Raw genomic sequence first — 11,371 nt, 5'->3', positions numbered from 1 at the left:
TGCGCGCCGACGGCCTGCTCGCCGATCTTCCGGCCGATCGACACGCCCGCGACGCTCCGTGGCCCGGCCGCCGCCCCACTCCCGCTCCATCGCGTTGACCTGCGGAAACGCGCGTGAAACAACGGCCGAAGAAGGTCTGAATCAGTTGACGGTGGGGAGAAGTGGAGTATGGTGGTGCGCAGTGGAGGGCAGGTGCACCAGCACTGAGCGCTTCGCGAGGCACGGGAGGTGGGGCCGGTGTTCCTCGGCACCCATCAACCGCGTCTGGACGACAAGGGACGGCTGTTCCTGCCGGCTAAGTACCGTGAGGAGCTGGCGGAGGGTCTTGTGATCACCAAAGGCCAGGAGCGATGCCTCTACGTCTTTCCTGTGGGGGAGTTCCAGCGCATTACCGAGGCTCTCAGCACCGCCCCGGTCACCGCCAAGGCGGTCCGGGACTACAGCCGCGTCTTCTTCGCCAGCGCGTCCGACGAGACTCCGGACAAGCAGGGGCGCATCACGATTCCCCAGGCTCTGCGGGCCTACGCGGGGCTGGAGCGTGACTGCGTGGTCATCGGGGCCAACACCCGTCTGGAGATCTGGGACCAGCAGGCCTGGGACACCTACCTGGCCGACCAGGAGCAGGCTTTCGCCGATCTCTCGGAGGAGGTGCTGCCAGGGATTCTCTAGTCACGGCCGATCCGTCGGTGATGTCGTTCGGCGAGGTCTCCACCCGCAACCACTCGCCCGCCAGCTGATGCACCTTCCCCGGTGTCAGATGGCAGGCGCCCACGAAGCGGGTGCGGATGGGGACCTGGCCGGACGGCTACGGGTGGGGACCCATGAGCTGGGCACCGGGATCGGGCTGTCGCGTCATCCGCGAGTATGGACGCATTCTTAGCAGGAGGGGGGTTTCAGTAATGCACGTGGAAGGCAACGCTGCGGGCACGGGTGGTCACGTTCCCGTGATGCTCGAGCGGGTTCTGGAGCTCCTCGCCCCCGCGCTGGCGGGGCCGTCGCCGGTGGTCGTCGACGCCAACCTCGGGCTCGGCGGGCACTCGGAGGCGCTGTTGGCCGCGCACCCGGGCCTTCACCTGATCGGCATCGACCGTGACCCGTTCGCGATCGACTTCTCCACCCGCAGGCTCGCGCCGTACGCCGACCGGGTCACGCTGGTGCACGCCTCCTCCGACGAGATGGCCGAGGTGCTGGCCGGAGCCGGCCGTCCCGTGGTCGACGGGGTTCTGTTCGACCTGGGCGTCTCCTCGCCCCAGCTCGACGAGGGCGAGAGGGGTTTCGCCTACTCCTACGACGCTCCGCTCGACATGCGCATGGACACCGAGCAGGCGCTCACCGCCGAGGAAGTGGTCAACACCTACTCGGCGGCCGAGTTGACCCGCATCCTGCGTGATTACGGAGAAGAAAGGTTCGCACCGCGTGTCGCGGGCCTCATTGTCAAGGAAAGGGCCAAGGAAGCCATAACGTCGACTAAGCGGCTCGCGGAGATCGTTCGCGCGGCGATTCCCGCCGCTACCCGACGTACCGGGGGCAACCCCGCTAAACGGACTTTTCAGGCGTTGCGCATCGAGGTCAACGCGGAACTGACCGCCTTCGAGGCGGCCCTCCCCGCCTCCCTCGACGCGCTGGCGCTCGGTGGGCGAGTCGTCGTGCTCTCCTACCACTCCCTCGAGGACCGGCTGACCAAGCAGGTCCTCACGGCGCGAACCAGGGACACCAGCCCCCCAGGGTTGCCCGTCCCCCTCCCGGCTCACCAGCCGAGGTTCCGCCTCCTGACGAGGGGAGCAGAGCTCCCGACTGACGAAGAGCTCGCCCGTAACCCGCGGGCGGCCTCGGCCCGCCTGCGGGCGGCAGAGAGGATCCGTGTTGACGAGGACTGAGCAGGAGATCAGGCGGGGTGCGCCCGCAAGGGGCGGCGTGCCCAGGACCGCTCCGGCGAGGACCGGCGTGCGCAGGCAGAGCGCCCCGCACGAGACCAGCCCCGCCCCCGAGCGGCCCGCGGTTGACCGGCCGATCGGTCAGCGGCCCGCCCCGGCCCAGGAGGGCAGGCCGGTGCGTGCGCGGCGGCCGATGCCGCGCAAGCAGCGCGCTCCCTTCGTGCTGCTCGTGGTCGGCCTGCTGTGCGGCGGGCTGGTCAGCCTGCTGCTGCTCAACACGGTTCTGGCCCGCGACTCCTTCACCGCCAGCGAGCTGAGGGAGCAGATCGCCGAGATGCAGCAGCAGTCCAACGCCCTGGAGCGGGAGATCGAGCGGCAGGAGCAGCCCGCCGAGCTCGCCAAGCGGGCCGAGGGTCAGGGCCAGGGGCCCGACGGCGAGATCAACACCATCGACCCGAACAAGGCGGGCACGAACCGGTGAGGGAGACAGGCGGCCGGGGCCAGGGCCCCGGCCGTGGTGGTGGCGGCGCCGGCTCTCAGGGAGGGCCCGGCGCCGTTCGTCGTACGCCGGGCGGCCCCGGCCGGTCGGGACGGCAGGGCGGCACGAGCTCAGGCCGATCCGAGGGGCCACGCGAGGAGCCGCCGCGCCGCCACAGGGACGAGGACCAGGCACCCCCCCGCCGAGACGACGAGGGATCGAGCAGGGACGGCCGTCAGGAACCGGGTTCCGAGGGCCGTCCCCGCCGGCCCGCCGACGACTCCGGCCGGACGAGCGGGCCTGGAGCGCGCGAGAACGACCCCTTCGACCTCCCGCGCGGCCTGACGGGCGCCGGGTCGCAGGAGGGCAGGCGCGGTCGTACCGACCCCACCGTGCCCGCACCTCGGGGAGGCCAGCGCCGCGAGGCCCGCCCGCCGCAGAGCCAGACCCAGCAGGGTCGCACCCCACAGGGCCGGACGCCACAGGGCCGCACGCCGGAGGGCCGCACGCCGCCGCCGCGCAGGCCCGCCCGCAGGCCGCCGCCGCCCCCGAGACCGCCGAAACCGCCGCTGGTGCTGCGCCTGGGCAACCCCCGCAGGCGCCTCAACATCGGCCTCATCGGCATGACCTTCATCCTGTCGATCTTCGCCGGGCGGCTCATCCAGCTCCAGGGCCTCGACTCCAAGATCTATGAGGCCAAGGCCGCCGACCAGCGGGTGATCAGCGAGGTCATCCCGGCCAAGCGCGGCTCCATCACCGACGCGGGCGGACACGAGCTCGCCGTCACCGTCGAGGCGCGCGAGATCGCCGTCGACCCGAGCAAGGTCCTCGCCGGCCAGCGCGCCAAGGTGGCCGCGACCCTGGCCAAGGAGCTGGGCAAGCCCGAGACCGACATCGCCGCGAAGCTGGCCAAGGTCACCTCGCGCTACGAGCTCATCGCCCGCGACGTCGACCCCGTCGTCGCCGACCGGGTGCTCGACCACGAGCTGCCGGCCGTCACCACCAAGAAGCACTACCGCAGGACCTATCCGGCCGGCGACCTGGCGGGCACGCTCATCGGGTTCGTCGGACGCGACGGCACCGGGCTCGAGGGGGTCGAGCTGATGCGCAACTCGCGCCTGGCCGGCCAGGACGGCAAGCAGAGCGTGGAGCAGGGCCGCGACGGCCAGCGCATCCCGATGACCCGCAGCCAGCGCCAGGCGCCGATCGCGGGCCGCGACGTACGGCTGACCATCGACCGCGACATCCAGTGGGCCGCCCAGAAGGCCATCGCCGAGCAGGTGGCCGCCAGCGGCGCGCTCAGCGGCGCCGTGATCGTGATGGACGTCAAGACCGGGCAGATCATCGCCATGGCCAACGCGCCCGAGCTCGACCTGAACAACTGGCAGAAGGCGCCCGACACCTCCTTCGTCAACCGCGCCGTGTCCGAGGTCTTCGAGCCCGGCAGCACCAACAAGGTCATCACCGCGGCGGCCGCGATCGAGGCGGGAGCCGTACGGCCCGACACGACCTTCAGGGTGGCCGACCACATCAGGTGCGCCGACCAGATCCTGAAGGACTCCCACCCGCACAAGACCGAGACGATGACGTTCAAGAAGGTCGTGGAGACCTCCAGCAACGTCGGCACCATCCAGGCCGCCCGCAGGGTCGGCGACGAGCGGCTGTTCGCCATGCTCAAGGGCTTCGGCTTCGGCTCCAGGCCGGGTCTCGGCCTGCCGGGCGAGGAGGCCGGTCTCCTGCCCGACTACAAGAGCTGGTCGGGCTCCCAGCGCTGCACGGTCGCCTACGGCCAGGGCGTGTCGGTGACCGCTTTGCAGACCGCCAGCGTCTACCAGACCATCGCCAACGGCGGGGTCAGGGTCCAGCCGCAGATCCTGGCCGGCGAGACCGACGCGAACGGCAGGTTCGTGCCAGCCAAGCCGGGCAAGCAGACCAGAGTGGTGAGCGAGCAGACCGCCAAGGAGATCTCCGCCATGCTGGAGGGGGCCGTCAGCGCCGAGGGCACGGGTACGCTGGCAGCCATCCCCGGCTACCGGGTGGCGGGCAAGACAGGCACCGCCAACCGCTACGATCAGCAGCTGGGCCGTTACAACGGCTACACCGCCTCCTTCGTCGGATTCGCCCCCGCGGACAAGCCGGAGCTCGTCGTCCTCGCGGTGGTGCAGAAGCCGGAAAAAGACATCTACGGCGGGCACGTCGCGGCCCCGGTGTTCAAGGACGTGATGACGTTCGCCATCAAGAGCAGGAAGATTCCGCCGGCCCAGACCCCGGCACCGGCCGCGCCGACCGCGCGGATCGGCGCCGGACAGTGAACAGGGAGGGTACGCTGCCGCCGTGCGTCCCCCGTCGTCTATGCGTCCTCAATCCAGCCCGCCCCGACCGCTGAGCGGGCTGGCGACCATGCTTGACGCTCCGTCAGGCAGCGCCCGCTCACCGCTGGCCGCGGTGACCGGCGTCACCATCGACTCCCGCCAGGTCGTGCAGGGAGACCTCTACGTCGCCCTGCCCGGCAGCGCCGCCCACGGCGCCGACTACTCCGCCCAGGCGATGGCGCGGGGCGCGGTGGCCGTCCTGACCGATCCGGCGGGCCGCGACGCCGCCGTCGCCACGGGCCTTCCCGTGCTGGTCGTCTCCGAGCCGCGCGCCCTGCTCGGCCAGATCTCCTCCTGGGTGTACGGCCAGCCCAGCCACGACATCTCCGTCCTCGGCGTGACCGGCACCAGCGGCAAGTCGACCACCACCTTCCTGCTGGAGTCGGGGCTGCGCGCGGCCGGCCACACCACCGGGCTGGTCGGCGGCGTCGAGATCCACGCGGGCGACCTGGTCATCCAGCCCAAGCTGACCACGCCGGAGGCCGCCGACCTGCACGGCCTGTTCGCCCTCATGCGCGAGCGCGGCGTCACGGCGGCGACCATGGAGGTCTCCAGCCACGCCCTGGCGCTCGGCAGGGTCGACGGCGTCTTCTACGACGTCGCGCTCTTCACCAACCTCTCGCAGGACCACCTCGACTTCCACAAGGACTTCGACGACTACTTCGCCACCAAGGTGAAGCTGTTCCAGCCGGAGTTCAGCAGGACCGGCGTGACCAACCTCGACGACCGCCACGGCCGCGAGCTGCTCGGCCTGGCCAAGATCCCGATGACCACGTTCTCCGCCACCGGCGATCCCGAGGCCGACTGGCGCGCGCTCGACGTCAGGCTCGGCGCCGACGGCAGCGCCTTCAGGGTCGTCGGCCCCGGCGGCGTGGAGGAGGACGCCACGATCTCGCTGCCCGGCCCGTTCAACGTCGCCAACGGGCTCGGCGCGATCGTGACGCTCGTCGAGGCGGGCGTGCCGCTGCGCACCGCCGTCCACGGCGTCGGCGCCGTGACCGGCATCCCCGGCAGGATGCAGCGGGTGACCTCCGCCGACGAGGAGTTCCAGGCCGTCGTCGACTACGCGCACAAACCCGGCGCGGTCGAGTCGGTCCTGACCTCGCTGCGGTCGGTGGCCACCGGCAGGCTGACGGTCGTGCTCGGCTGCGGCGGCGACCGCGACAGGGGCAAGCGCAGGCTCATGGGCGAGGCCGCCGCGCGGCTGGCCGATGTGGCCATTTTCACCAGCGACAATCCGCGCTCTGAAGACCCGCTGGCCATTCTGGCGGCGATGATGGACGGTGCGCTCCAGGTGCCGCGGGAGCGGCGCGCCCACGTGATCGTCGAGCCCGACAGGGCGGCGGCGATCTTCATGGCGGTCGGCGCGGCCGAGTCAGGCGACGTGGTCGTCGTGGCGGGCAAGGGCCACGAGCAGGGCCAGTACATCTCAGGCGAGGTGATCCCCTTCGACGACAGGGCCGTGGTCGCCGAGGCGATCGACGCACGTAAGGAAAGCAGGAAGAGCCTATGATCCCGATGCCGCTGGCCAGGATCGCCGAGATCACCTCGGGCGCCCTGTCAGGCATGGCGGACCCGCGCGCGGTGGTGCGCGGATCCGTCGTGATCGACTCGCGGGCCGTCGAGCCGGGATCCCTGTTCGTGGCGATCAAGGGCGCGCGCGTCGACGGCCACGACTTCGCGGCCCAGGCGATCAAGGCGGGCGCGGTGGCGGTGCTGTCGACCAGGCCGCTGGAGGTGCCCTGCGTCGTCGTGACCGACCCGCTGCGCGCGCTGGCGCAGCTGGCGGGCGCGGTGGCCGAGTCGCTGCCCTCCGCCACGGTCATCGGCCTGACGGGCTCGGCGGGCAAGACCACCACCAAGGACCTGCTGGCCAGGCTGACCGGCAGGATCGGCCCGTCGATCGCGCCGGCGGGCAACCACAACAACGAGATCGGCCACCCGCTGACCGTGCTGAAGGCCGAGCACGACACCCGGTTCCTGGTCCTGGAGATGGGCGCCCGCCACGCGGGCCACATCGCCGACCTGGCCCGCATCGCCCCGCCGCGCATCGGCGTGGTGCTCAACGTCGGCACCGCGCACCTGGGCGTCTTCGGCGGCAAGGAGGCCATCGCCGCCGCCAAGGGCGAGCTGGTCGAGGCGCTGCCGGCCGACGGGGTGGCGGTGCTCAACGCCGACGACCCGCTGGTGCGCGCGATGGCCTCCCGCACCAGGGCCCGCGTCACCCTGTTCGGCCTGGCCGAGGAGGCCGCCATCCGCGCCGAGAACGTCGTCGTCGACGGCAGGGGGCGTGCGTCGTTCACGCTGCGCACCCCCTCGGGCGGCGCCCACGTGGAGCTCAGGCTGTACGGCGCGCACGCCGTGGAGAACGCCCTGGCCGCCGCGGCCGCGGCCTACGAGCTCGGCCTGCCGCTGACGACCATCGCCGACGAGCTGTCCCAGGCCGAGCCGCGCAGCAGGTGGCGCATGGAGGTCACCGACCGCGCCGACGGCGTCACCGTGATCAACGACGCCTACAACGCCAACCCCGACTCGATGCGCGCCGCCTTCGAGGCCCTGGCCGTCCTCGGCAAGGACAGGCGCCGCTTCGCGGTCATCGCCTCGCTGCGCGAGCTGGGCGAGGAGAGCGAGGCCCTGAACGAGGGCGTGGGCCGGATGGCCGGCGCCGCGGGCCTGACCGGGCTCATCGTGACGGGCCCCGACGCCGAGCCGGTCCTGCGCGGCGCGTTCGCCGGTGCGGAGGAGGCCGCGGCCCAGGGCGCGCCGGGCGGGCCGCAGATCGTGCACGTGGCCGACGCCGAGGCCGCGGGCGAGTTGCTGGCCGAATGGCTACGGCCGGGCGACGCCGCGCTGGTGAAGGGGCCGCGCGCGATGGACCTCCAGCGCGCGGCTGAGCTGGTCCTCGGGAGGGTCGCCAAGTGATCAGCATCATCATCGCCGGCGCGGTCGGCCTGATCCTGTCGATGCTCGGCACCCCGCTGGCGATCAGACTCTTCTCCAGGCGAGGCTACGGCCAGGAGGTCCGCGAGGACGGTGTCCAGGCGCACCTCAGCAAGAAGGGCACGCCCACCATGGGCGGCACCGTCTTCGTGCTGGCCGCGCTGGTGGCCTACGCCGTCTCCCACCTGATCACGCTCGAACCCCCGACCATCTCGGGCATGCTCGTGCTGTTCCTGATGACCGGCCTGGGCATGGTGGGCTTCCTCGACGACTTCATCAAGATCTACAAGCAGCGCAGCCTGGGCCTGCGCAGCGGCGCCAAGGCGCTCGGCCAGCTCGTCGTCGGGGCCGTCTTCGCGGTCCTGGTCGTGCGCTTCCCCAACGTCTACGGCATCACGCCCGCCCAGGACAAGATGTCGTTCCTGCGAGACTTCGGCCCCTCGATCGGGATCATCCTGTTCACCGCGTGGGTCCTCATCATGATCGTCGGCTTCTCCAACGCGGTGAACCTGACCGACGGCCTCGACGGCCTGGCCTCCGGCGCCACCGCCACCGTGCTGGGCGCCTATGTGCTGATCGGCAACTGGCAGCTGCGCAACAACTGCATCGACAACCTCGGGCCCAACTGCTACTGGGTGCGTGACCCCCTCGACCTCGCGGTCGTGGCCTCCGCCGTGCTCGGGGCGCTCATCGGCTTCCTGTGGTGGAACGCCCCGCCCGCCCGCATCTTCATGGGCGACACCGGCTCGCTCGCGCTGGGCGGCGTGCTGGCGGGCCTGGCCATCACCACCCGCACCCAGTGGCTGCTGGTCATCCTGGCCGGCATGTGCGTCATCATCACGCTGTCGGTGATCATCCAGGTCGGCTTCTTCAAGATGACCGGCAAACGGGTCTTCCGCATGGCTCCACTCCAGCACCACTTCGAGCTGAAAGGCTGGGCGGAGACCACGATCGTGATCAGGTTCTGGCTGATCGCGGGCCTGTGCGCGGCCGCGGGTCTCGGCCTGTTCTACCTGGAGTGGATGCCCAAGTGATCGTGGTAGCCGGGCTCGGCGTGTCGGGCACCGCGGCGGCGCGGGTGCTCGCCGGACGCGGCGAGCGCGTGGTCGTGCTGGAGGCTGCCGAGGGCGAGCGGCAGCGCGTCGTGGCGGCGGAGCTGGCCGAACTCGGCGTCGAGGTGCGCTTCGGCGCCATGGAGCTGCCGGCCGGGGCCGCCGCGCTGGTCACCACCGGGTGGGCGCCGCACCACCCGCTGATCGCCGCCGCGCTCGCGGCGGGCGTCGAGGTGGTCGGCGAGGTGGAGCTGGCCTGGCGGCTGCGGCCCGCGCAGGCCGCGCCGTGGCTGGCCCTCACCGGCACCAACGGCAAGACGACCGTGGTGCGCATGCTGACCTCGATGCTGCTGGCCGCCGGGCGCAAGGCGCTGGCGGTCGGCAACGTCGGGGTGCCGGTGGTCGAGGCCGTCGGCGGGCCGTACGACGTGCTGGCCGTGGAGCTGTCCAGCTTCCAGCTGCACTGGTCGAGCGGCCTGGCGCCGCACGCCGCCGCGATCCTCAACGTCGCGCCCGATCATCTCGACTGGCACGGCTCGCTCGACGAGTACGCCAGGGCCAAGGCCCGCATCTTCGAGCGGGCGGGCACGGTCGTCCACAACGCCGACGACCCGATCGCCTGCGCGCTGGCCGAGCCGTACCAGGGGGCCGTGGGCTTCACCCTGCGGGTGCCGCGGCCCGGTCAGCTGGGCGTGGTCGAAGACCTGCTGGTCGACCGCGCCTTCGTCGCCGATCCCGTACGGCAGGCCGAGGAGCTGGCCACGCTCGACGACGTGCGCCCCTTCGCGCCGCACAACGTGGCCAACGCCCTGGCCGCCGCCGCCCTGGCCCGCACGGTCGGCGTGCCGCCCGAGGCCGTACGCCAGGGCCTGCGCGACTTCGTGCCCGACCCGCACCGCATGACCCACGTCGGCAGGCTCGCCGAGGTCGACTACATCGACGACTCCAAGGCCACCAACCCGCACGCCGCCGCCGCCTCGCTGGCCGCCTACCCCTCGATCGTGTGGGTCGCGGGCGGCCAGCTGAAGGGCGCCGACGTCGACGACCTCGTCAGGCAGGCCGCGCCCAGGCTGCGCGCGGCGATCCTCATCGGCGTCGACAGGGCCGCGATCGCCGAAGCGCTGGCGCGACACGCGCCGAATGTCCCGGTGGTCGATCTCGCCGATCGCGACACTGGGGTGATGGACCGTGTCGTCACCGAAGCCGCCAGGCTCGCCGCCCCCGGAGACACCGTGCTGCTGGCCCCGGCCGCCGCCTCCCTCGACATGTTCGCCAACTACCCTGCCAGGGGGGAGGCCTTCGCGCGCGCCGTAGGGAAGCTGGGGGAGCGTTCGTGAGCACCACGGCCGACAACCCCGTCGAGCGCCCCACCGGCTGGACGAAGGAGCAGGCCGCCGCGCTGCGGGAGCTGCTGGACAAGCCGCTGACGACCTACTACCTGATCATCGGGTGCAGTGCGCTGCTGCTGGCGCTCGGCCTGATGATGGTGCTGTCGGCCTCCAGCATCGAGGCGTTGCAGAAGACGGGCGACCCGTTCTACTGGTTCGTCAAGCAGTCGATGTCGGCGGCGCTCGGCGTGCCGGTGATGTGGATCTGCTCGCGGCTGCCGCACCGGTTCTTCCGGTGGGCCGGCTACCCGCTCATGGCGCTGTCGATCATCGGCCTCGGCATCGTGATCTTCGCCGGTGAGTCGCAGCTGGGCGCCCAGCGCTGGATCGACATCGGCCCGATCTACCTGCAGCCCTCCGAGCCCGCCAAGCTGGGGCTGGCGCTGTGGGGGGCCGACCTGCTGGCGCGCAAGGCGCGCGGCGGCCGCATCGAGTGGCGGCACCTGCTGATCCCGCTGCTGCCCGGCACCGCGATCCTGGCCGTCATGGTCATGCTCGGCCGCGACCTCGGCACCACGCTGGTCCTGATGATGATCTTCCTGTCGCTGTTGTGGGTGGTGGGCGCGCCGCTGAAGCTGTTCGGCGGCATCGTCGGCGTGATGTCGGTCGCCACCGTGTTCATGATCACGACCGAGGGTTACCGGTCCGACCGCATCACCGGCTGGCTCGACCCGTGGGGCCACGCGCAGGGCGCGGGCTACCAGGCCGTGCAGGGGCAGATCGCGATGGGCTCGGGCGGCTGGTTCGGCCTCGGCCTCGGCAGCAGCAGGGGCAAGTGGAGCTGGATCCCCCACGCCGAGAGCGACTTCATCTTCTCCATCCTCGGCGAGGAGCTGGGGCTGATGGGCACGCTGTCGGTGATCGCGCTGTTCGGCCTGCTCGGCTACGCGGGTCTGCGGGTGGCGATGCGCGTCAACGACCCGTTCATCAGGCTGGCCTCCGCCGCCGTGATCGCCTGGATCGCCGGGCAGGCCATCGTCAACATCGGCGCGGTGATCGGCGTGCTGCCCATCACCGGCATCCCGCTCCCGCTGGTCTCCTACGGCGGCTCGGCCCTGTTGCCGACGCTCGCCGCCCTTGGCATGTTGTTGTCATTCGCCAAACGCGAACCAGGCGCGCGGGAGGCTCTGGCCGCGCGTGGCCCCGGACCGGCCGCGAGGGCTCTAAGCTGGCTGGGCCTGGGAGGTGCGCAACGGGGCCGACCGCGACGACTAACAAGAAACGCGCCCACTGGACGAGTCGGGCCAGATGCGGAACGTTAGGGCGG

The 11,371-nt window shown here is 71.7% G+C and carries 9 protein-coding genes; all 9 read left to right on the top strand.

Annotation, left to right across the window (positions count from 1 at the left end):
- Positions 1-237: 237 nt before the first annotated feature.
- Complete coding sequence (gene mraZ / locus ACFXJ8_RS03200; protein ID WP_358123489.1) at positions 238-669, top strand: division/cell wall cluster transcriptional repressor MraZ; 432 nt, start codon at positions 238-240, stop codon at positions 667-669.
- A gap of 230 nt (positions 670-899) precedes the next feature.
- Complete coding sequence (gene rsmH, locus ACFXJ8_RS03195; protein WP_379642148.1) at positions 900-1,877, top strand: 16S rRNA (cytosine(1402)-N(4))-methyltransferase RsmH; 978 nt, start codon at positions 900-902, stop codon at positions 1,875-1,877.
- The gene (locus ACFXJ8_RS03190) at positions 1,864-2,355 is read left to right on the top strand and encodes a hypothetical protein (RefSeq protein ID WP_379642147.1); all 492 of its coding nucleotides are present in this window, start codon (positions 1,864-1,866) and stop codon (positions 2,353-2,355) included. Before rsmH ends, ACFXJ8_RS03190 begins: the two co-directional genes overlap by 14 nt.
- Before the next feature lie 389 nt (positions 2,356-2,744).
- Positions 2,745-4,664, top strand: a complete 1,920-nt coding sequence (locus tag ACFXJ8_RS03185) for a peptidoglycan D,D-transpeptidase FtsI family protein (RefSeq protein WP_379642146.1) — start codon at positions 2,745-2,747, stop codon at positions 4,662-4,664.
- A 40-nt stretch (positions 4,665-4,704) separates the two neighbouring features.
- Complete coding sequence (locus ACFXJ8_RS03180) at positions 4,705-6,237, top strand: UDP-N-acetylmuramoyl-L-alanyl-D-glutamate--2,6-diaminopimelate ligase (RefSeq protein ID WP_379642145.1); 1,533 nt, start codon at positions 4,705-4,707, stop codon at positions 6,235-6,237.
- Complete coding sequence (gene murF, locus ACFXJ8_RS03175; RefSeq protein ID WP_379642144.1) at positions 6,234-7,646, top strand: UDP-N-acetylmuramoyl-tripeptide--D-alanyl-D-alanine ligase; 1,413 nt, start codon at positions 6,234-6,236, stop codon at positions 7,644-7,646. The genes ACFXJ8_RS03180 and murF overlap by 4 nt, the downstream gene beginning before the upstream one ends.
- Complete coding sequence (mraY, locus tag ACFXJ8_RS03170) at positions 7,643-8,698, top strand: phospho-N-acetylmuramoyl-pentapeptide-transferase (protein WP_379642143.1); 1,056 nt, start codon at positions 7,643-7,645, stop codon at positions 8,696-8,698. Before murF ends, mraY begins: the two co-directional genes overlap by 4 nt.
- Positions 8,695-10,053 carry a UDP-N-acetylmuramoyl-L-alanine--D-glutamate ligase gene (murD, locus tag ACFXJ8_RS03165; protein WP_379642142.1) on the top strand — a complete coding sequence of 453 codons (1,359 nt, stop codon included), beginning with the start codon at positions 8,695-8,697 and terminating at the stop codon, positions 10,051-10,053. The genes mraY and murD overlap by 4 nt, the downstream gene beginning before the upstream one ends.
- Positions 10,050-11,366: a putative lipid II flippase FtsW gene (ftsW, locus tag ACFXJ8_RS03160; protein WP_379642141.1), complete on the top strand. Its 1,317-nt coding sequence runs from the start codon at positions 10,050-10,052 to the stop codon at positions 11,364-11,366. Before murD ends, ftsW begins: the two co-directional genes overlap by 4 nt.
- The last annotated feature ends 5 nt before the right edge of the window (positions 11,367-11,371 follow it).

The organism is Nonomuraea sp. NPDC059194, assembly GCF_042754765.1.
In the GTDB taxonomy this organism is placed as follows: Bacteria; Actinomycetota; Actinomycetes; order Streptosporangiales; family Streptosporangiaceae; genus Nonomuraea.
The sequence above is the reverse complement of the archived record's forward strand: the minus strand, read 5'-3'. Positions and strand labels throughout refer to the sequence as shown.